The sequence below is a fragment of the Pseudomonas sp. DD1 genome (assembly GCF_044510355.1).
GTDB lineage: Bacteria > Pseudomonadota > Gammaproteobacteria > Pseudomonadales > Pseudomonadaceae > Aquipseudomonas > Aquipseudomonas shahriarae.
In genome coordinates this window covers 215,846-240,047 of the sequence record NZ_MSAJ01000037.1, presented here as the reverse complement: position 1 = coordinate 240,047, position 24,202 = coordinate 215,846, and the positions used below count along the sequence as shown (strand labels likewise).

Sequence of the window (24,202 nt, the reverse complement as noted above, 5' to 3'; positions counted from 1 at the left end):
TTGATTCAATACAGTGCCGCCCCTGTGCAGGGGCGGCGTTGGGTTCAGTTGGTCACGGCTTCGTTTTGCGGCAGTTGCTGCAGCAGGTCATGGAGCCAGTCCGGGTTTTTCAGGATGTCGTAGTGACCAGCGGCAATCAGTTCGTCGCTCAGTGCTCCAGGCACCGGGCTGATGAAGTCCGCTTGCGGCGTGCTGGCCCACCAGCAATGGGGACGGCAGCTGGTATCTGGCAGGATCTGCAATTGTGCGGACAACGCCTTGAGTTTCATCGCCACGATAAACGTATGGGCCAACTCTTCGGTGCTGATGCTACTGTATGCCGAGTCGCCAGCGACATTGCTTTGCACCGAGGCGATCAACTGTTCCAGGCGCGCAATGTCGCTGCCCGCCGGAATTTCAATCGCCGGTAAACGCTCGCCAGCCACATCGAAGATGACTGCGAGGAAACCGCGCAAGTCATCGCTCCAGTCGTCCTCAGGCTGCGTCTGTTCTGCAGTCGGGGTGAAGGCATCGACCAACCCTACGAACTCCACGACTTGGCCCTGGCTTTCCAGCTCCTGCGCCACCAGTAACGCCAATGGGCCACCGAGGGACCAGCCCAATAGGTGGTACGGACCATCGGCCTGTTTCTGCCGGATGTACTGGGCGTAGTCGATGGCCATGGCCTGCAAGGATTCATCCTCCCAATCGCGGTCCAGCAGCATTCGGCATTGCAGGCCATAGACACTGCGCTGGCCGTCCAGACGCCGTGCCAGGGGCTCGTAGTCGAATACCGTGCCGAAACCGGCGTGCAGGCAGAACAGCGGCGCAGCATTGGCCACACGATTGTTGAGCAGCAACAGCGGGTCTAGGTTCTGCTCGCTCGGGGTGTAGCCCGACAGTTCGGCAATGGTCGGTTTGCCCATCATGTCGCGCAGCTTGAGGCTCAGCCCCAGTTCCGGTTGACTACGCACTTTGGACAACACTTTAAGCACCCGTAGCGAGTCGCCGCCCAGCTCGAAGAAGTTGTCGGTGATCCCGACTTGCTCTACCTCCAACACCTCTTGCCAGATCGCTGCCAAGGCTTTTTCCAGCGCGTTGCGCGGGGCGATGAACTGGCGTCCCTTGAAGTCCGGGTCGGGCAGGGCATGGCGATCTAGTTTGCCGTTGGGGTTGAGTGGGAAGCGCTCCAGTACGAGGATTTGCACAGGCACCATATAGTCCGGCAGATCCTGTTGCAGTTCGCCACGCAGGCGCTCACCGAGGCCGGCCACGTCGCTGGCGACCACATAGCCGATCAGTTGTTTGCCACCGGCAGTTTCCCGGGCAACCACTACAGCGTCCTGAACATCGGAAAGATCACGCAGACGCGCTTCGATCTCTCCCATTTCGATGCGAAAACCACGGATTTTTACCTGATTGTCCAAGCGACCGAGGTAATCAATCACCCCGTCTGCACGCTGGCGCACCAGGTCGCCGGTGCGGTACAGGCGTGCGCCGGTGGTTGAGAACGGGTCGGCGACAAAACGCTCGGCGCTCAATCCGGGCCGTTGGTGATAACCGCGCGCGACGCCTTCGCCGCCGATATACAGCTCACCGGCTATGCCGTCCGGCACAGCATTGAGGGCATCGTCCAGCACATACAGGGTACGTTCGCCGACACGCTTGCCGATCGGCGCATAAACCGCGCCACACACGGCGTCTACCGGGACTTTCCACAGCAGTGGGGTCACCACGGTTTCAGTCGGCCCGTAACCGTTGGTTAAGTACTGCGGCTTGAGTGCGCGCTTGACCAGTTCGAAGTTGGCGTCGGCTACCGCATCACCGCCAAAGCAGTAGATACGTACCGGTGGTGGGGCCTGTTCCTGAGTCTGGGCAAACTCAGCGAGTTGTTGCAGATAGGCCGGTGGGAAGCAGGCGATGCTGATGGCGTGCTGATGCAGGGCTTGCCAGGTTTCTTCAGGGGTCCACAGCCGATTGTCGCGCACTACCAAACGAGCGCCGCTGGCCAACGTCGAGAGCCAACGCTCCTGAGCACCGTCGAAGGCAAACGACATAAACAGCAATTCGCGGGTACTGGCATCCATGTCGTAGCGCCGGGCAATGGCTTGGCAATGCATGCGGATCTGCCCGTGGCTGACCGCCACACCTTTGGGCTTACCGGTGGAGCCGGAGGTGTAGATCAGGTAGGCAAGATTGTCATCCAGTACGGCGCTGGCAGGGCAGTGGTCGGGCTGACTGTCCAGGCTCAGGCCGTCGAGTGCTATCAGTGTCGGAGCCCACGGTTGATTGAAGCGCGAATGCAGGCTTTCGTGGGTGATCAACAAACTCATGGCGGAGTCTTCGACGATCCATTGCACGCGCTCCTGGGGATAGTCGATATCCAGTGGTACATAGGCACCACCGGTTTTCATGACCGCGTAGAACGCGACGATGACGTCCACCGAACGCTCCAGGGCAATCCCGACAAAACTCTCCGGGCCTATCCCTTGGGCGATCAGGTGATGGGCGAGTCGGTTCGCGCGGGACTCCAGTTGCCCATAGCTCAACTGGGTTTCGGCGCACACCACCGCGACGGCGCCTGGGGTGGCCACTGCGTGGTTTCGGATGACTTCGGCCAGCAGCGGCAGCGTCTCCTGCAAAGGCGCCAGGGTGTTGCGTTGGCTGAGGCGTTGCTGCTCGTTGTTGCTGAGCATGTTCAGGCTGCCCAGCGTTGCATCCGGGTTGTCGAGCATCGCGCATAGCAGGGTTTCGAAGCTTGTGCGGATCTGTTCCGTAGCTTCTGGGGTGAAACGATTGCGCAGGTACAGGAACTCGATTGTGAGGGTGTTGCCCAGATTGATGGCCAAGTCCATTGCAAAGTTGGTGACGTCGCGGGTGCTGATTTTGCCGAAACGTAACTGGTTGTGCTCGGCCTCTTGCAAGCGCTCATCCACCGGGTAGTTCTCGAACACCACGATGCTGTCGAACAGCGGCGTTCCGCCCTGGCCCAACCAGCGCTGCGCGTCGGCGAGAGAAGCATGTTCGTGATCGCGTATCTCTAGATTGTAGTTTTGCAGCGCTTGTAGCCACTGCCAGACGGATGACGTTGGCTCTGGAGTCTGGATAATAGGAAGGGTATTGATGAACAACCCGAGCATTTCATCGGCTCCGCGCAAACTCGCTGGTCTGCCAGCGACGGTGGCGCCGAAGCATACGGTGGCTTGTCCGGTGTAGCGCTGCAAGAGTAACAACCACGTGGCCTGGATTAGCGTGTTGGGCGTAACACGCAGGCGCTGCGCGTACTCCCGCAGGTGCTGGGTCCGCTCCGTGTCCCAAATCATATATAGCGCCGCATGACCTTCGAGGTCCGATTGTGCGCGCGGCGCGATGCTGTTGGTCAGGCTCGTCGGGCCGCTGAACCCTTGGAGCTTGCCTCTCCAGAAGGTTTCCAGGTTGGCCTGGGACTGAGTTCTCAACCACTGGATGTAATCCCGATAGCTTCCGCGCTTGGCGGCTGGAGTCTGGCCATTATAGATCTGGAACACTTCACCCAGCAGACGAGAACTGCTCCAGCCGTCCATCAATATGTGATGACTGGTCCAGATAAGATGCATCCGTTTTTCATCGAGCTTGATCAATGTCAGTCTGATCAGTGGTGCGTGTAATAAATCAAAGCCTTTTTCTAGATCGGCCTTGGCTAATTGCTCAAGGTCTTGCGGCGAGACGGCTAGATTCTGCCAATCAATGATCTGAGCGGGCAAACTAGCCTGGCGGTAAATAATTTGCAGCGGTTCAGCCAAATCGCTGGAGGACCAGAAACCGGTTCGCAGGATTTCATGGTGCTGGATCACACTGTTCCAGGCATTGATGAAACGGCTACTGTCCAGACCTTCGACAGGGACCGACATTTGGTTGATGTAAAGTGCAGCTTCCGGCGACTCTTGTGTATGGAACAGTATCCCTTGCTGCATCGGGGAGAGGGGATAGATGTCCTCGACGTCTTGCGAGGGTACAGGTAATGCATTCAGTTGCTGCTGGCTGAGCTCTGCGAGTGGGAAATCAGATGGCGTGACGCCTGAATGGATACCATTGCAGCAATACTCAATGATGGCTTTCAGCTCGTCGGCGTAATCATCTGCCAAGTGCTTAATAGTGCTTTCATTGAACATCTTTACGCTGAAGCCCCAGTTAAGACTTAGTTCACCGCCATACACTTGGCCGTTGATGCTCAACCAGTTATCCAGTGGGGCCTTTGGACTGCGTTCTGCGCCAGCGCTGTCATTGCATGGTGCAAAAAGCGCACCTTCAGTGTTGTCAAAACTACTGTCGAACTGCCCCAGGTAGTTGAAGGTGAGTCGCGGAGTAGGCAGTGCGCTCAACGATAGACGTGTCCGCTCATCACCGAGATAACGTAGTGCGGAGTAGCCAGTACCCTTGTCGGGAATGCGGCGCAGTTGTTCTTTGACACCGATAATGGACTCACCCAAGTCGTCGGTCGTAGATAGTCTTACCGGGAAAATACTGGTGAACCAGCCGACAGTACGGGTCAGGTCGATGTCGTCAAACAAATCTTCACGACCATGGCCTTCAAGTTGGATCACGCAGTCGGGACGCGCGGTCCACCGTGCAATGACGCGGGCCAGTGCAGTAAGTAGTAGATCATTGATCTGGGTACGATACGCAGCCGGGGCATCTTGCAGTAATCGACGCGTGAGTTGAGCGTCCAATCGGGTCTGTACCCCCCGGCTATGAGTGCGCTCCAGGCTGCCAGTGTCGTCATGGCAAGGTAAGGCCACAGCGGCGTCGGAAAGTTGTTCTTGCCAGTAGGGCAGTTGTTGGCGCAAGGCATCGCTGTGGGCATGCTTGCGTAGTCGCTCGCCCCAGGATTGCACCGAACTGGTTCTGCTGGGTAATGTCAGCGGTTGTGCGTTTTGCAGTTGTTGGTAGGTGGATTGCAGATCCTCAAACAGGATGCGCCAGGAAACACCGTCAACCACCAGATGGTGAACTGCCAATAGCAAACGCTGACTGCCATCGTTCAGATCAATCAACAGCGCACGCAGCAGCGGGCCTTTGCTTAGGTCCAGGCTACGCTGCGCCTCGGTGCAGATCCGGTCAATCTCATCAGGATCCCGTGCAACTACCTGTCGAAGCACCGCCGGGACTTCGCCACTGTTCAGGAAGCTTGCTTGCCAACCCTGATTGTTTTCCAGGAAAACTAGGCGAAGCGCATCGTGATGCTCGATCAGCACTTGTAGGGCACTTTCCAGCAAACCAACCTGCAGTGAAGTGTTCGGTTTGAGCAATACCGACTGGTTCCAATGATGGCGTTCGGGTATTTCGGTCTCGAAGAACATTTGTTGAATCGGTAGCAGCAGTGCAGGTCCGCTGACGGCTCCTTGGTCGACCGATACAGCCTGGGTGCCAACCTTTGCTACCCGAGCCAAGCCCTCGATAGTCTGATGCTGGAACAGCTCTTTTGGAGTAAAGCCAATACCTGCCTGGCGGGCGCGACTGACGACCTGGATGGAGATGATCGAGTCACCGCCTAGCTCGAAGAAGTTGTCGCTCATGCCGATTCTTTCGAGCTTGAGGACATCCTGCCAAATCGCAGCAATACGTTGCTCCATCTCGCTTCGTGGCGCGATGTAGGTTTGTTGCAGCAGGCCGCTATCCGGCGAGGGCAGGGCCTTGCGGTCGAGTTTTCCGTTGGCCGTCAGCGGCAACTGCGGCAAGAACAGCAGGTGGCTTGGCACCATGTAATCAGGCAAGTTCTCTTTCAGGTGCACCTTTAAGGTTTCACGCATGATGTCCTGGGTTGTTGTGTGGCTTGGGACGATATAGGCAACGAGTTGCACCTGTCCGCTTTGACCCTTTTGCGCCAGAACGACAACTTGACGTACAGCCTCCAGGCTCGATAAGACGGCTTCGATTTCCCCAAGCTCAATACGGAAACCGCGAATTTTTACCTGGTGGTCAATACGCCCGATGTATTCGATCACCCCATCCGCCCGGTAGCGAGCCAAGTCTCCGGTGCGGTAGAGGCGCGCGCCGTCGTGGGAAAACGGATCAGCGATAAAACGCGTTGCACTCAGGTCCGTACGGTTGAGATAGCCACGCGCCAGTCCTGCGCCGCCTACGTACAGCTCGCCGATGCAGCCTTTGGCTACAGGATTGAGGTCGGCATCCAGCAAATACCAAGACAGGTCACGCAGTGGCCGCCCAATTGGGCTGGTGGTGTCGTTCGACAGGTCGGCCAGGTTGATAGGTCGATAGGTCACATGCACTGTGGTTTCGGTAATGCCGTACATGTTGATCAATTGCGGTGAGCGATCACCGAACTTCTCGAACCAAGGGCGCAGGCTCTGGATTTCGAGCGCCTCACCGCCAAATATGACGTAACGTAGTGCCAGTTTTTTGTCTGTGGCCTGTGTTTCACAGGCGCTTTGCATCAATTGCTTGAACGCCGAAGGTGTTTGGTTGAGTACGCTGACCTGCTGTTCGCACAACAGTGCATGGAAGTCCTCCGGTGAGCGGCTGACCTCATGGGGCACTATTACCAGTCGTCCTCCATACAGCAACGCGCCAAAAATCTCCCAAACCGAAAAATCGAAGGCGTAGGAATGGAACAGACACCAGACATCCTGGGCGCTGAAGGAAAACTCGCTCTCGCAGGCGCTGAAGAGTCGCAGCACATTGTGGTGGGCAAGTAGGGCGCCCTTAGGGTGACCGGTAGAGCCCGAGGTGTAGATGACGTAGGCGAGATTTTCTGCCTCTATCTTGATCCGTGGGTTTTCCACACTGTAGTGAATGAGCTTGTCAGACTCCAGCAGCAGGGTGCGGACATTGGACGGAACAGGGATCTGTTCACGCAGGACCGCCTGCATAAGTACCAATGTCAGGCCGCTATCCTGGATCATGTAGGCAAGCCGATCAGTTGGGTAAGCCGGGTCAAGTGGCACATAGGCACCGCCTGCCTTGAGAATTGCCAGCAAACCTACGACCATCTCAAGACTGCGCTCGCTAGCAAGCCCTACCATGACATCGGGACCTACGCCCTGCTCGATCAGTTGATGGGCCAACTGATTCGCGCGGGTGTTGAGTTGTTCGTAGCTTAACTGGTGCGTGCCCAACGTCAGCGCTATGGCGTGCGGGGCATGCGCGGCATGAGTTTCGATGAGCTGATGCAGGCAGCCAGTCGCCGGATATTGCGTGATGCCAGGGTTCCATTCTTCAAGCGTCAGTTGCAGGTCGCTGGCAGTGTATAGCATCAGCTCGCCGATACGCTTTTGGGGCGATTTGACAATAGCGTGTAACAATGTTTGCCAATGGTTGACCATACGCTCGATGGTTGCCGGCTCAAACAGGTCGGTGGCGTAAGTTAGTGCAGCGGAAAAGCCATCAACCGACTCGAAGGTATTGAGGGTCAGATCAAACTGCGCGGTCTGGGTCTCCCATGGGAGGCTTTCAACGGAGAGTTTCGTCAGGTGTTCCTTGGATAATTGTCCGCTGTTTTGATGATTGAATAGAACCTGGAACAACGGGCTGTGACTCAGGGCCCGTTCCGGGCGCAATGCCTCGACCAAGTGCTCGAAAGGCAGATCTTGATGTGCTTGTGCCTGCAACGCCGTGCGCTTGACCTGTTGCACGAACTCGCTAAACGGCAACTGGCCATCAATAATGGCTTTAAGTACCTGGGTATTAACGAAGAAGCCGATGAGTCCTTCTATTTCCAGGCGATTGCGATTGGCGATAGGCACCCCAACGCAAATTTCGGATTGTCGACTATAGCGATGCAATAGCGTCTGGAACGACGCGAGCAATAGCATGAACGGCGTCACGTTCAGTTGTTTGGCGAGCTGTTTGAGTGACAAACTCAGGGTGTCGGATAAGGCAAACTCCACCTTCGCGCCACGAAAGCTCTGCTCCATCGGGCGAGGATGGTCTAGTGGTAGTTCCAGCAGTGTTTGTTCACCTCCCAGTTGCTGTGACCAATACGCGAGTTGACGTTCGCGCTCACCGGCGTTCATCCATTGGCGCTGCCAGATCGCGTAGTCGGCATACTGCACCGGCAATGCTGGCAGCGTTACATTCAGCCCCAGGCTCTGTCCGGCATACAGCTCAATCAACTCACGCACCATGACTTGCATCGACCAGGCGTCGGAGACGATATGATGCTGAACGATAATCAGCACATGGTCGTCCGTAGCCAATTGCAGCAGTTTCACCCGCAGTAGTGGTCCTGACTGCAGGTCGAAGAGTTCTTGAATCTGCGTTTCAACGTACTTCCTGATAGCTTGTTCTGGCTCGTTGATGGATACCAACGTATCCAGCTTGATGCTCAGTGGTGTGGCCTGGGCGATGACTTGGACGGCGTGTTCGCCCTCAAGTATAAATGTGGTGCGCAAGGACTCATGGCGCTCGATCAGCGAGCTGAAACTGCGTTCCAGAGCCGGGATGTCGAGCTCACCCTTCAGACGCAACGCTGCGGGAATATGATAGGCCGCACTATCAGGGTCCAACTGCCAGAGGAACCATTGACGTTCTTGGGCGTATGACAATGGCAGAGAACTGCCGCGCTCTTGTGGTATCAGTTGGGAGTGATCAGAGGATGAAGCCTCAAGCGCTGTCACGAAGGCCTGTAGCTCACTGTGTTCGAACAGGCTTTTCAGGGATACATCGCACTTGAGCGCCCGACGGACACGGGAAACTACCCGGGTCGCTAATAATGAGTGGCCGCCCAATTCGAAGAAGTCATCCGTCATATCGACTTGGTTGAGCTTCAACACTTCTGCCCAGATATTGGCCACCGTTCGTTCTACTTCGTTTTGCGGTGCTATATAGTTTTTTCGCAGTTGATCTGCGTCAGGGCTAGGCAGAGCCTTGCGATCAAGCTTGCCGTTGGGGGTGAGTGGCAGGGTTGGTAAAAATACCCAATGAGGCGGGACCATGTAATCCGCCAGGCCATGCTTGAGATGCAACTTGAGGGTTTGACGCAGCTCGCTTTCAACCGACAGCGAATTGGGGACGAGGTAAGCCACCAGTTGAGTCCCGCCCGGCCCCTCCTGTGCCAGAACAGCGGCTTCGCGAACGTCATGGTGCTCGAGTAATCTCGCTTCGATCTCGCCTAGTTCGATACGAAAGCCCCGGATTTTCACTTGGTGATCGAGGCGGCTTATGTATTCGATAATGCCGTCGTTACGGTAACGTGTCAGGTCTCCGGTGCGGTACAGGCGTTCTCCTGGAGCCCCGAATGGATTGGGCACGAAGCGCTCTGCGGTCAGTGCCGGCCGCTGGAAGTAACCGCGAGCCAAACCTTCACCACCGATCAACAGTTCGGCCCCTACGCCTATGGGCACTGTACCCAGATCATCGTCCAGCAGAAACAGTACGGTGTTGGCAATTGGACGGCCCAGGTAAGGCTGGGCATGCGCTTGATCGAGAGCGTGGAGGGCGGACCAGATGGTCGTTTCTGTGGGACCATAGAGATTCCACACCTTATCCGACAAGGCGAGCATGCGTTGCGCCAGCTCCTCAGGCAGCGCTTCGCCTCCGCAGAGCAGCTTGCACCCGCGCAGCGCCTGACTATCTGGGCTGTCAAGCAGCATTCGCCAGGTCGAAGGGGTGGCTTGCAGAACCGTTACCTCCTCGTTATGTACCAGTTTGAGTAGCGCGTCTGGGTCTTGATTGATCGCCTGGCCGGTCAACACCACACGGGCGCCAATGGAAAGCGGTACATAGATCTCCAGGCCGAAAATATCAAACGAGAAGGTTGTCAGTGAAAGAACTCGGTCTTGGCTGCTGACTCCGGGCGCTTGGGTCATGCTGGCGACAAAATTGCTCAAGGCACCGTGGGGCACCATCACGCCTTTTGGCTTGCCTGTTGAGCCGGAGGTGTAGATCGCATAAGCCAAATGCTCCGGAAAAAGCGGTTGTCGTGGGTTGACGTCGGCGTAATCTTCCAGCCAGTTTTTTGTTTGATCCAGAATCAAGGTCTGAACACCATGGGGAACCGGCATGCGGGGCAGGACGAAGCTCTGGGTCAGCAACAAGGCGACCCCACTGTCCTGCATCATGTAGGCTAGGCGGTCTTCGGGATAGCTGGGATCAAGCGGCACATACGCACCGCCGGCCTTAAGCACAGCCAGCAACCCGACAATCATTTCTACGCTGCGCTCGACGGCGATGCCTACCAGTACGTCTGGGCCAATACCCAGCTCAATCAATTTGCCTGCGAGGCGGTTGGCATGGCTGTTGAGTTGCTGGTAGGTCAGTCGTTGCTCTGCAAACACTATTGCAATGGCGTTGGGTAAGCGTTCGGCTTGGTTCTCGATTAGCTGGTGAATCCGCAGCTCGCGGGGGTAGTCGACGGTACTGCAATTCCATTCTTCAAGTATTAACTGCTGTTGCGCAGCATCGAGCATCGTTAGCTGAGCGACGGATTGCAGCGGGTTGGCCACGACCGCTGTCAGAAGGCATTGCCAGTGGCGGCTCATGCGTTCGATAGTGGCGGGGTCGAATAAGTCGGTGGCGTAAGTGAAGGAGCCGCAGAACCCTTGTGGGTTTTCCACCGTAGTCAGGGTCAGGTCAAATTGTGCCGTCGGGTTTTCCCAGCTCAGTCCTTCCATCGTCAAGCCGGACAGTTGACGGCTGCGCTCATCGTGATCAGCGACGTTGGCGTTCTGGTGGTTGAACATTACTTGAAACAGCGGGCTATGACTCAGGCTACGCTCGGGGTGCAGCGCTTCGACGAGTTGTTCGAAGGGCAACTCCTGGTAGGTTTGGGCGTCAAGGGATGTTTGTTTGACCTGGGCCAGTAAATCGCTGAAGGGCGAAAGGGGCGAGATATCTGCCTTGAGCACCTGGGTATTGACGAAAAAGCCGATCAGCCCTTCGGTCTCCACTCGGTTTCGGTTGGCCGATGGTACGCCAACCCGGATGTCTGTTTGTCGGCTGTAACGGTGAAGCAAGGCTTGAAACGAGGCGAGTAAAATCATGAACGGTGTGACGTTGTACTGTTGAGCCAGCTTTTTAAGAGCCGCTCCCAGTGCAGCGCTCAACTCAAATGAGTATTTTGCCCCCCGAAAACTCTGCACCGCCGGCCGCGGATAGTCCGTCGGCAATTCCAGTACCGGCTGCTCCCCGCCCAATTGCTTGTTCCAGTACGCCAGTTGCCGCTCACGCTCGCCCGCTTCCATCCAGTGCCGTTGCCAGATGGCATAGTCGGCATACTGGATCTGCAGCGGTGCCAGGGTCGTGTCCTGGCCCTGGACGAAAGCGCCATAAACCTGCACCAGTTCGCTGACCATGATTTGCATGGAGGCGCCATCGGAGACGATGTGGTGTTGTGTCAGCACCAGTACGTGGTCGTCGTCGGCCAGGCGCAGCAGTTTGACCCGCAGCAGTGGGCCGTTGTGCAGGTCGAAGGGTTGCTGGGTTTCGTGTTCGACGAATTCTTTGATCTGCTGCTGTTGCTCGTTGTCGCTCAGGTGTGCGTCGAGGCTGAGCAGTTCCACCGCCAGGGTCAGGTGGGGGGCAATGACTTGCACCGCTCGTTCGTCGACCTGCTGGAAGGTGGTGCGCAGGCTTTCATGGCGCGCCACTAGGGCGTTGAACGCGTGCTCCAGCGCTGGCACGTCCAGGGCGCCGCGCAGGCGCAGGGCGGTGGGGATGTGGTAGGCGGCGCTGGTAGGGTCCAGTTGCCAGAGGAACCATTGGCGCTCCTGGGCAAACGACAGCGGGATGAGCTCGAACTCACTGCGTACTTCGGGGATCGGCAGGTTGGCGGGCGAGACGCCTTCGGCCAGCATCTTTTCCAGATACAGCGTGCGCTTGTCCAGCGGCAGGGTGATGAAACGCTTGGCGATTCGGGTGGCGACGCTCTTGTCCATTACAGTTGCTCCATATCGTCAAGCAGCGCTTCGAGCTTGCTCAGTTTTTCGGTATCGAATTGCCCACCGGTGCTTTGCAGTTCATTGACGAAAGCGCCCAGTGTGGGAAATTGAAAGAGTTGTTGTGGGGTCAGTTGCATGCCCAGCTCCAGTTGCGCGCGTGAGACCACGCGCACCACCAGCAGGGAATGGCCGCCCAGTTCAAAAAAGTTGTCGTCCAGGCCGACGCGCTCAAGCTCCAGGACCTGTTGCCAGATGTCCGCCATCTGTTGTTGCAAAGGAGTCTGGGGGGCGACAAAGGCACGTTGCGACTGGGCGGCCTCAGGCGTTGGCAACGCTTTTCGATCCAGTTTGCCGTTGGGCGTCAGCGGTAGTTGATCGAGGAACAGCAGGTGCGCCGGAACCATGTAGGCCGGAAGGTTTTCCTGGAGTCGAGCCTTGATCGCCGTGCGCAGTTGATCCTGGAATGCTGCGTCTGGGAACGACTGCCGGGCGACGACATATGCCACCAGTTGTTGGCCGTCGAGGTGTTCCTGGGCCAGTACCACGGCTTCGCGTACCTCTGGGTGTTGCAGCAGGCGGCTTTCGATTTCGCCCAACTCGATACGAAAGCCACGGATTTTCACCTGGTGGTCGATGCGACCGATGTATTCAATTACGCCATCCTGGCGATAGCGGGTCAGGTCACTGGTGCGATAGAGCCGCTGGCCATTGCCTGAAAACGGGTTGGGCACAAATTTTTCCGCAGTCAGCGCCGCACGGCCCAGGTAACCCCGGGTGATGCCGGCACCAGCCAGATACAACTCGGCTGCTACGCCCAGGGGAGCAGGTTGCAGATCCTGGGTGAGCAGGTAGCTGGCGGTGTTGCCGACCGGGCGGCCGATGTTTGCCGAGCCTGCGACTTCGCGACGGGTCCAGGTGGAGTAGGTGGTGTCCTCCGACGGGCCGTACAGGTCGTAGATATGGTTGACGTTGGTGTGTTCATAGAGCGTGTCTACCAGTGTCTGCTTCAGTGGTTCACCGGCAAGGTTGATGATGCGCACGCTGTCTGGGATCTGTCCGGCGCGCTGCAACGCGTTGATCGCCGAAGGCACGGTATTGATCAGGCGCACCTGCTCGCGTGCCGACAGGGTTGGCAGTTCCAGAGCGTTACGCGCCAGGACGATATGACCACCGCAAGCCAGGGTCACAAACAGCTCCCACACTGACAGGTCGAAACAGATCGAGGTCGAGGCCAGTACCCCTTGCAGGTCATCGCTTGAATAGACCTGCGCAGACCAGCGGACCAAGGCCGAAACGTTACGGTGGGCGATGGCCACGCCCTTGGGCAAGCCGGTGGAGCCGGAGGTGTAGATAACGTAGGCCAGGTTGTCAGGGCTCACCGTGGTCATGGGCGGGTGATCGCTGTAACCGCCCAGCCAGGCATCCCCGGGTTCGATGGCCAGCACTTGGGTGGTTGCGCTGGCGCGCAATTCGTCCGGCAGGTGCTGGCCGACCAGCAGCAGGTGCGCGCGGCTGTCTTCGAGCATGTAGGCCACGCGGTCAGCTGGGTAGTCGGGGTCCAGCGGCACATAAGCGCCACCGGCCTTGAGTACCGCCAGCAACGCTACCAGCAGGTCGCTGTTGCGCGGCATCGCCACGCCAACCCGCACTTCCGGGCCAACCCCAAGTTCAATGAGTTTGTGGGCCAGGCGGTTGGCGCGCTGGTCCAGTTGCTGATAACTCAGGCGTTGTTCACCGTCGATCAGAGCCAATTGGCCAGGCGCTGCCTGGGTATGACGGACGATCAGGTGGTGAATACACTGTTCATCGGCAACCGACAGAGGAGCGCTGTTCCACTTATTGAGGATCAGCGTTTGTTCGGCCTTGCCCAGCAGATGCAGCGAGCCCAGTGCGCGGTCGGCATTGTCGATCAAACCGTTCAACAGTTGATCCAGGTGCACAGCAATTTGCTCGATCAGCGCATCGCTGAAATTCGCCCGCACATAACTGTATTGCAGGGTCAGGCTGCTACCCAGGCCAACACTCAGGGTCAATGGGTAGTTGGTTTGCTCCTGGCTGTGCACCGGGCCAAAACCCAGACCCTGTGGTGCGCCCTTTTCCAGGGCCTCGGAGATCGGGTAGTTCTCGAACACCAGGATATTGTCGAACAGACTTTCGCCGCCCACACCTGCCTGACGTTGTGTTTCGAACAGCGGCGTGTGTTCGTGCTCACGCAATGACAGGTTTTGTGCCTGGACTTGCTGCAACCATTGCGCAACGCTTTGCTCGGGGCGGGGGCTGGCCGCGACAGGCAGCGTGTTGATGAACAGGCCGATCTGTTGTTCTACGCCGTTGAGCTGTGCCGGGCGCCCGGCTACGGTGGCGCCAAAGCACACCGTGGTTTGGCCGGTGTAACGCTGCAACAGGAGTAGCCACGCCGCTTGCACCAGGGTGTTAGCGGTGACTTTCTGCTGACGGGCAAAGGCGTTCAGGCGTGCGGTGGTGGCGGTGTCGATTACCTTGCGGTATTCACCATGGCCTTCTCCAGGTACGTGCACCACGCTTTGGCCCAGCAGGGTTGGCGACCCCAGGTCACGCAGCTGTTCTTGCCAGAAACGCTGGCTGGTGGTGCTGTCCTGCTGTTGCAGCCAGGCGATGTAGTCACGGTAGCGTCCGGGGTTGGCGGCCACGGTTTGCCCACTGTAGTGCCGCAACACCTGGCCCATGAGCTGGGAGTTGCTCCAGCCGTCCATGAGGATGTGATGGGCGGTGTAGATCAGGTGGTGACGTTCGGCAGCGGTTTGTACCAGGGTCAGGCGCAGCAACGGTACTTGATCCAGTGTGAATGGCTGCTGCAATTGGGCCAGGGCTAGTGCGTCCAGTTGCTGTGCATCGTGGCTGCCCAACGGGTGTACGGTGAACGGAATCTGCGCCTGTTTTAGTACCAGTTGCAGAGGTTGCTCCAGCCCTTGCCAGACAAACCCGGTGCGCAGGATGTCATGACTGTCCATAGCCGCCTGCCAGGCTTGCTGGAAGCGTTGCGGGTCGAGCCCGTCGATATCCACGCGCAGTTGGTTAATGTAGTTGCCAGCACTTTGTTCGTACAGGGTGTGGAACAACATACCCTGTTGCATCGGCGACAGCGGATAGAGGTCGGCGATCTGCGCGGCGGGCACTGGTAGGCGATCGAGCTGTGCTTGGCTGATCTTGGCTAGCGGCACATCGGTAGGGGTCAGGCCGCGGTGGGCCGGATCAATGCAATGGGCGACCAGGGCCTTGAGCTCACTGGCGTACTCATCGGCGAGGTGCTGGATAGTGGCATCGTCGAACATCTCGCGGCTGAACAACCAGTTCAGGCTCAGCTCACCGGCGTAGATCTGACCGTTGAGCGTCAACCAGTTACCCAGCGGCGCCTCAGGGTTTTGCTCTGCGCCGGTGCCCTCGTTGGCCGGGCGGAACAGGGCCTGTTCCTCGGCGTTGAAGCTGCCATCGAACTGGCCCAGATAGTTGAAGGTAATGCGCGGTTCAGGCAGGCCCGCCAGGGTCGCCCGGGCCTGAGCATCGCCCAGGTAGCGCAAGGCGCCATAACCGATCCCTTTGTTGGGTACGGCCCGCAATTGTTCCTTGATTTGCTTGATCGACGCACCCAGGTTATCGGCAACCGGCGTCAAGGCCACCGGGAACAGGCTGGTGAACCAGCCCACGGTGCGGGTCAGGTCCAATGGTTCGAACAACTCTTCGCGACCATGTCCTTCGAGCTGGATCAGACAGTGTTGGCCCTGGGTCCAGCGGCCGATCACCCGTGCCAGCGCAGTCAGCAGCAGATCATTGATCTGTGTGCGGTAAGCGGCGGGGGCCTCTTGCAGTAATTGCCGGGTGAGGGTTTTGTCCAGTCGCGTATTGACGCTATGGCCGTGGCGGTTTTCCAGGCTGGCACCGGAGCGTGCACCGGGGAGGTCGCCCTTGGTCTCTTGCAGCTGGGCTTGCCAGTAGGTGAGTTCCTCTGCCAGGGCCGCCTGGGTGGCGTGGCGTTGCAGGTGCTCGGCCCAGGATTTGCCAGAGTAGGTTTTCGCCGGGAGGCTGATGGTCTGCCTGGCTGATGCTTGTTGGTAGGCGTTCTGCAGGTCTTCAAACAGGATGCGCCACGACACACCATCGATCACAAGGTGATGGGCTGCCAACAGCAGGCGCTGGCTGTTATCGGCCAGTGTCACCAGGACTGCACGCAGCAGAGGGCCTTGGCTCAGGTCGAGACTGGCCTGGGCCTGATTGCACAGATCTTCCAGTTCTGTGGTAGATAAGGCGCTGGCTTGTTGCAAGGCAGGAGCCTGTTGCCAGTCCTGCTGCTGTTGCGCCACCGAACGATAGTGGGCCTGCCAGCCGGCGGTGTTTTCGCTGAAGCTCAGGCGCAAACCGTCGTGATGGATGATCAGGGCCCTTAGCGCCTGCTCAAGCGCATCGGCCTGCAAAGGTGCCTGGGCCGATAGCAGTACCGCCTGGTTCCAATGGTGACGCTCGGGGATCGCCCGCTGGAAAAACGCCTGGTGCACCGGTAGCAGCGGGGTCGGTCCCGTGAGCGGTTGTTGATCGATTTCCTGCGACGGCGTGCCGGTGCGAGCCAGTAGCGCCAGTTGTTGCACGGTCTGGGCTTCGAACAGCTCCTTGGGGCTGAATTGAATCCCGGCCTGACGCGCGCGACTGACCACCAGGATGGAGATGATCGAGTCGCCGCCCAGTTCGAAGAAGTTATCGGTCAGGCCGACATTCTGCACCTTCAGCACGTCTTGCCAGATGCTGGCGATTTGCTGTTCCAGTGCGCTCTGTGGTGCGATGTACTGGATCTGCATCTGGCTGGTGTTCGGCGCTGGCAGGGCCTTGCGGTCAAGTTTGCCATTGGGGCTCAGGGGCAGGGCGTCGAGGAACACCCAGTGGACCGGGACCATATAATCCGGCAAGTGTGCCTTGAGGCCGGTCTTGAGGGTTTCGCGTAGGTCCCCGCCGGCATTGGCGCTTGGCACCACGTAACCGACCAGTTGCAAGCCGCGACCGCTGTCTACGGCCAGGACGGCAGCTTCGCGAACTTCATCCTGTTCCAGCAGGCGTGCTTCGATCTCTCCCAGTTCAATGCGCAGGCCACGAATCTTGACCTGATGGTCGACACGGCCAATGTACTCGATTACGCCGTCGGCCCGTTGCCGCGCTAGGTCGCCGGTACGGTACAGGCGCTGGCCGTTGGCAAAGGGGCTGGCGACAAAGCGCTCGGCGGTCATGCCTGAGCGGCGGTGGTAACCACGGGCCAGGCCTTCGCCGCCCAGGTACAACTCGCCCACCACACCGACCGGTAATGGCGCGAGATCGCTATTGAGGATGAAGGTGCTGAGGTTGGCGATAGGCTGGCCAATCGGTACGGTATGGGCCAGTTCTTCGCGGCAGGTCCAGTGGGTGACGTCAATGGCCGCTTCGGTTGGGCCATATAGGTTGTACAGGCCAGCACCAGGCAGGCGGGCGAACACCTGCTGCTGCGTATCGACCTGCAAGGCTTCACCGCTGCAGATGATCCGGGTCAGGCCGGTGCAACGCTCGCTGCTGTCGTCCAGCAGGAAGGCTTGCAGCATCGAGGGTACAAAATGCAGGGTGGTGACCCGGTGCTCGGTGATCAACTGCACCAACCTGGCCGGGTCGCGATGATCCCCAGGACCTGCCACGGCCAGGCGGGCACCCGTCATCAGCGGCCAGAAAAACTCCCACACCGACACATCAAAGCTGAACGGGGTTTTTTGCAGCACGGTGTCGTCGTTGTTCAGCCCGTAGGCTTGCTGCATCCAGCACAGGCGGTTGGTCAGGGCACTGTGGCGGTTGCCCGCGCCCTTGGGTTTGCCGGTAGAGCCCGAGGTGTAGATCACGTAGGCGAGGTTTTGCGCATCCACGCTGACGCCAGGGTTGGTGTCCGGCAAGGTATCCAATGCCAGAGTGTCCAGGCTCAAGGTGTTGAGCGTTGCTGGCAATGGCAGGGGGCTGATCAGCGATTGCTGGGTCAGTAGCAGGTCGATACCACTGTCGTCGATCATGTAGGCCAGGCGATCAGCCGGATATTCAGGGTCCAGCGGCACGTAGGCACCGCCGGCCTTGAGGATAGCGAGCAAGCCGACCACCATTTCCACGCTGCGTTCGACCGCAATCCCCACCAGCCGGTCCGGGCCTACACCCAGGGCGATCAGGTGATGGGCCAGTTGGTTGGCCCGGGCATTGAGTTGGGCGTAGCTCAGCCGAACATTGGCAAAGATCAGTGCCGGAGCATCAGGCGTCTGCTTGACCTGATGTTCAATCAGGGTCTGCACTGGGTAACCCAGCGGATAGTGCCTGGCGGTGTCATTCCAGCGGTGGATGACCTGTGTACGTTCACTGTCGCCGAGCAGGTTCAGTTCGCCAATGGCCCGGTCGGGCCGTTCGGTGAGGCGCAACAGCAGGTTGTGCAGGTGCTGCGCCATGCGTTCGATCACGGTTTCGCTGAAGGCGTCGTGGGCAAAGCTGTAGTGCAGCGACAGGGTTTCTCCGGCATTCAGGGCCAGGGTCAGCGGGTAGTTGGTTTGTTCGAAGGTATCGACGCTGCCAAACTCCAGGCCTTTGGGGGCTTGTTGCTCTAAGGCATCGGCAATCGGGTAGTTTTCGAACACCAGCAGAGTGTCGAACAGCGCTTCACCGTTGTGCCCGGCCCAGCGTTGAATATCGGCCAGCGAGGTGTGCTCGTGTTCGCGTAACGACAGGTTTTGCGCTTGCACGCTCTGCAGCCATTGGTCGACCCGGGTCTGCGGATTCACCGTGGCAATCACGGGCAGGGTATTGATGAACAACCCGACCTGCTGCTCAATACCGGCGATTTCGGCCGGACGTCCGGCGACGGTGGCGCCGAAACACAGGCTGTCCTGGCCGGTATAGTGATGCAACAGCAGCAGCCAGGCGCCTTGCAGTAAAGTATTGAGGGTGACTTTCTGGTGGCGCGCGAACTCGTTGAAGTAGCGGGTCTCGACGATGCCAAAATGCTGATAGTGGTCGCCGTGGCCGCTGGCCGTGGTGGATACACTTGGCAGGCTACTGGCAAGCCGGGTCGGCTCTTGCAGTGTCGCCAATTGGTCTGCCCACCAGGTTTGGCTGGCGCTGTTGTCCTGGCGCTGCAGCCAGGCAATGTAGTCGCGGTAACGCCCCATTTTGGCCGGTAAGGCCTGGCCGGCGTAGCGCTGGAGAATCTCGCCCATGAGCTGGGAGTTACTCCAGCCATCCATCAGGATGTGGTGCACGGTGTAGATCAGGTGATGTTGAGCATCGCCGGTCTTGATCACCTGCACGTCCAGCAAGGGTGCGTGGGCCAGATCGAAGCGTTGTTGCAAACGCTCCAGGGCCAATTGGTCCAGGGCCGGCTGCAGGTCTGGGTACTGCTGCCAGTCGTGCAGGGTCATGGGCAGGGCCAACTGCTTGTGCACCACTTGTACCGGTTGTTGCAGATCACCTTGCCAGACGAACGAGGTGCGCAGGATATCGTGAGCGTCCATCGCCTGTTGCCACGCATCTCGCAAACCGTGTGGGTCGAGGCCGGTCACGTCCAGGCGCATCTGGTTGACATAGGCGCCGACGTTTTGCTCGTAAAGCGAGTGGAACAGCATGCCCTGTTGCATAGGCGCCAACGGATAGATGTCGTCGATCTGTGCGACGTCTACCGGCAATGCATCCAGTTGCCACTGGTCGAGGTGTGCGAGGGGGAAGTCCGATGGTGTCACGCCACGGTTGCGCGGGTCGCAGCAGTGCTCGATCAACTGCGCCAGTTCCTGGGCGTAATCATCGGCCAAGGCTTGCATGCGCGCCGGCTCGAACATTTGCGCACTAAAGGTCCAACCCAGGCTCAGTTCACCGTCGTACACCTGGCCATTGAGGGTCAGCCAGTTACTCAGCGGGGCCTCTGGGCTGTGTTCGGCACCGCTGCTTTCCGGGGCGAGGGCAAAGAGTGCGTTGTCGTTGGCGTTGAAGTCGGTGTCGAACTGGCCCAGATAGTTGAAGGTGATGCGTGGTACCGGCAATGCCTGCAACGCTTGCCGCGTCTGGGCATTGCCCAGGTAGCGCAGGACACCAAAGTCCAGGCCTTTGTTCGGTACGCTGCGCAATTGTTCCTTGATCTGTTTGACGTTGGCGTCGAGCTCGGCCTGCGGTGTGAGGCGCACCGGGTATACCGTGGTAAACCAACCCACGGTACGGGTCAGGTCGATTTCGTCGGACAACGCTTCTCGACCATGGCCCTCCAGTTGGATCAGTACCTGAGGCTGTGCGGTCCAGCGGCTGATGACCCGTGCCAGTGCGGCGAGCAGCAAATCGTTGATCTGTGTGCGGTAGGCGCTCGGGGCATCTTGCAGCAGGCGCCGGGTCAGGTCCTGGTTGAGATGAGTATGGACGGTCAGGCTGTCGGTTTTCTTCAGGCTGGCGCCCGCGTGCAACACAGGCAGGTCGGCGTAGTCGTCGGCCAGTTGCTGCCAGTAGGCGGTTTGCCCTTGCAGTCCGGCACTTTGACCGTATTCCTGCAAACGCTGGCCCCAGGCTTTATACGCACTGGTCTTCTCCGGCAATTCAATCGCCTGGCCCGCCTGCACTTGCCGGTACACGGTTTGCAAATCATCAAACAAAATCCGCCACGACACGCCATCCACCACCAAGTGATGAATCGCCAGCAGCAAGCGCTGGCTACCGTCACCCAGGCTGACCAGCACCGCGCGCAGCAGCGGTCCGTCTTGCAGGTTGAGGCTGCGTTGGGCTTCGTCGCCCAAAGATTGCAGTTGCGTTGCGTCGTCAATCCGGGTCTGCCACAACACCGACGCCGTGGCCGGGCGGTATTCGGCGTTCCAGCCAGAATCAGCCTGAGTGAAGCTCAGGCGCAGGGCGTCGTGGTGTTGGATGAGGGCGTTGAGGGCCTGTTCCAGCAGGTGCGGGTCCAGGGCCGTGGCGGGCTTGAGCAGTACCGATTGATTCCAGTGGTGGCGCTCGGGGATCTCGGTATCGAAGAACAGGTGTTGGATCGGCAGCAGTGGTGCGCTGCCGGTGACCGGACCTTGATCGATCGCGAGGCCCTGGCCGTGGGTTTTCGCCACGCTGGCCAGGCTCTGGATGGTCTGGTGCTGGAACAGGTCCTTGGGGGTGAAGTGGATGCCGGCCTGGCGGGCGCGGCTTACCACCTGAATGGAGATGATCGAGTCGCCGCCCAGTTCGAAGAAGTTGTCGTTCAGGCCGATTTTTGCAAGTTTGAGCACGTCTTGCCAGATGGCTGCGATGCGTTGTTGCAGATCGTTTTGCGGGGCCACGTAGGCGTGCAGGGCCTGGCTCGCGTCGGGGGCGGGCAGGGCCTTGCGGTCGAGTTTGCCGTTGGGGGTCAGGGGCAGTTGCGCCAGGATCAGCAAATGACCTGGGACCATATAGTCTGGCAGCTGTTCGCCGAGCCAGGCTTTTAAGACCTCGCGCAAGGCGTCCTGGCGGTTAATGTCTGTTGCCGGTTCCGTCGGCACCACATAACCCACTAACTGCGCGCCGCCCGGGGTTGGGTGGGCGATGACCACGGCTTCGCGCACCGCCTTGTGTTGCAGCAGTTGCGCTTCAATCTCTCCTAGTTCGATACGCAGGCCGCGGATTTTTACCTGATGGTCGATGCGCCCGATGTAGTCGATGACCCCATCGGCACGGTAGCGCGTCAGGTCGCCGCTGCGATACAGGCGTGCGCCATTGCCTGCAAACGGATCGGGAATAAAGCGTTCGGCGGTCAGCCCCGGGCGTTGGTGGTAGCCCTGTGCCAGAGAGTCGCCGCCGATCAGCAGTTCGGCGCTGGTGCCCACCGGGCACAGCTGCAGGTCGTGGTCGAGCAGGTAGGTACGCACGTTGGCGAGGGGGCGGCCGATAGGGGCGATGGCGCCTTCGGGCAGGCTGGCGACATCAAAGAAGGTGGTGTCGATAGTGGCTTCGGTTGGGCCATAAAGGTTGCACAGGCGGCCGTTCCAGCGTTCGCGCAATTGTGCGACCAGCGGAGTACCCAAGGCTTCGCCGCCCAGCAGCAGCAAGCGCAGGGATTGCATCCGCGCGCCCTGTTCGTCGACGAGCAAGGCTTGCAGCAGGGAAGGGGCCATTTGCAGCACGCTGATGCGCTGGGCGGCTACTTCCGACCACAGCACTGACAAATCGTCGGACAACTCGCGGGAGGCGAGGACCAACTGCGCACCGTTGAGCAAGGGCAACCAGAACTCCCACACCGAGGCGTCGAAGCTGAAGGCGGTTTTTTGCAAGATCCGGTCCGCAGCGTTCAGGCCCAATTCGCCCTGCATCCACAGCATATGATTGGTCAGAGCGCCGTGGCGCACCTGCACGCCCTTGGGCTGCCCGGTGGAACCGGAGGTGTAGATCATGTAGGCCAGGTTATCGGCGCTGACTGTTAGCTGCGGGTTGGCGCTGTCATAGCCTTCCAGCCAGTCGCTGTCCTGGTCCAGGCACAGGGACGGTAGGCTGTCCGGGGCGGGCAATGCCAGGCTGCTTTGGGTCAGCAGCAGGCCGATGCCGCTGTCGTTGATCATGTAGGCCAGGCGGTCAGCGGGGTAGGCCGGGTCCAGCGGTACATAGGCGCCGCCTGCCTTGAGCACGGCCAGCAGGGCGATGACCATTTCCAGGCTGCGCTCAAGGCCCAGGCCCACGCAGACGTTGGGGCCAACGCCCAGCTCCAGCAGCTTGTGAGCCAGTTGGTTGGCGCGACGGTTGAGCTGATCCAGGGTCAACTGCTGCTCGCCGAGCACCACAGCGACGGCATGTGGCAGGCGTTCGGCTTGCTCCGCGACCAACACATGCACAGGGGCTGCGTTCGGGTAGTGGACGGCCGCGGTATTCCAGTGCCCCAACTGCCGCTCACGCTCCTCATCACTGAGCATCGCAAGTTCGCCGATCAGTGCCTGCGGTTGCTCAACCATGGCTTGCAACAGGTTCTGCCAGTGCCCGGCCAGAGTGGCGATGGTCGCCGGGGTGAAGCACCCGGCGTCATAGTCGAAATGCGCGGTGATCTGCTGCTGGCTGTACTCCACGTCCAGCGACAGGTCGAACTTGGCCTGCAACGGGTGGCTGTCCATAAACGTCAGTTGCAACGGGCCCAGGTGCAGGGGCGCGTCCTGCGCGGCGCCGGCGCGCCAGTTGAACAGGGTCTGGAACAGCGGGTTGGCCTGGGGGCTGCGTTGCAGGTGGAGGTCTTCGAGGATCAGCTCGATGGGGTAGTCGGCATGTTCCAGGGCGGCGAGGGATTGCTGGCGCAGGGCCTGGAGGAACGTGCTGCACGATTGCTCGGGCGCCAGTCGCGCGCGATACACCTGGCTGCTGACGAAAAAACCCACCAGGTCCTGGATCTGTGCCTGGTTGCGTGTGGCGTTGGGCACGCCGACGGTGAAGTCGGTCTGGCCGCTGTAGCGTCCCAGCAGCAATTGCCAGGTGCCGAGCAGCACTACGAACGGGGTCAGGCCCTGTTGCTGGCAAAAGCTCTGGAGCTGCTCGTTCAAGTGTGCAGGCAGGGTGTGGGCATGATGGCCGGCACCTGCGTGGTTTTCCAGGCGCTCGCGAGGCAATGTCAGGGCCGGGATATCATTGCCAAGGATGGACTTCCAATACTGGGCGGCTGCGGCGTGTTGCGGCGTCAGCGGGTAGTCTTGGCGTTGCCACTGGGCGTAGTCGGCGTACTGGATGGACGGGCGCGGCAGGGCCCGGCCTGGTTGGCCAAGGGCGCTTGCCAGGTCGTGCATCAGGATCGGGTTGGACCAGGCGTCCGAGACGATGTGATGCATATTGAGCAGCAGCACATAATCCTGCGTGGCGCGCTTGAGCAGGGTGCTACGAATCAGCGGCGCCTGGCTCAGGTCGAAGGGCTGGGTGGCGTGCTGGCGGATGCGATCTTGCACTTGCTGTTCGCGCTGGACGCTGTCCAGGGCGCTCAGGTCCTCTTCGAGCAGGTTCAACTGTGCGCCCTGGTCGATGACTTGTAGGGGTGTGCCGTCGGTGTTGCGAAAGGCGGTACGCAGGATATCGTGGCGATTGATCACCTGGTTCAGGGCCGCTTCCAGGGCGCACGCGTCCACCGGTCCCTTGATGGCAATCGCCCGTGGCAGGTTATAGGCATGGCTTTGCGGATCGAACTGTTGCAGGAACCATAGACGCTGCTGGGCGAACGACAGCGGCACCGGATCACGCCCGGCGAGGCTCTGGATGGACTGCCCGGCGCCGGCTTCATCGGCCAGCAACAAGGCCAGCAGGTCGTCATCGGGAAGTTGGTTCAATTGGTTCATGATCGATCTCGTCGCCGTCGGCAGAGGAAATAA

General features: G+C 59.5%; 2 protein-coding genes. Both read right to left on the bottom strand.

Translation table 11 applies throughout. The features are described 5' to 3' along the window. Positions 1-44 precede the first annotated feature (44 nt). On the bottom strand, positions 45-11,852 hold the full coding sequence (locus PSFL_RS24105; RefSeq protein ID WP_397470572.1) for a non-ribosomal peptide synthase/polyketide synthase: 11,808 nt from the start codon (positions 11,850-11,852) through the stop codon (positions 45-47). Further along, positions 11,852-24,169, bottom strand: coding sequence for a non-ribosomal peptide synthase/polyketide synthase (locus PSFL_RS24100; protein ID WP_397470571.1), 12,318 nt, complete (start codon positions 24,167-24,169; stop codon positions 11,852-11,854). Before PSFL_RS24100 ends, PSFL_RS24105 begins: the two co-directional genes overlap by 1 nt. Between the last annotated feature and the right edge of the window lie 33 nt (positions 24,170-24,202).

Coding starts and splice junctions, on each gene's coding strand:
- PSFL_RS24105 (WP_397470572.1), bottom strand. CDS start 11,852: ATGGACAAGAGCGTCGCCACCCGAATCGCCAAGCGTTTCATCACCCTG.
- PSFL_RS24100 (WP_397470571.1), bottom strand. CDS start 24,169: ATGAACCAATTGAACCAACTTCCCGATGACGACCTGCTGGCCTTGTTG.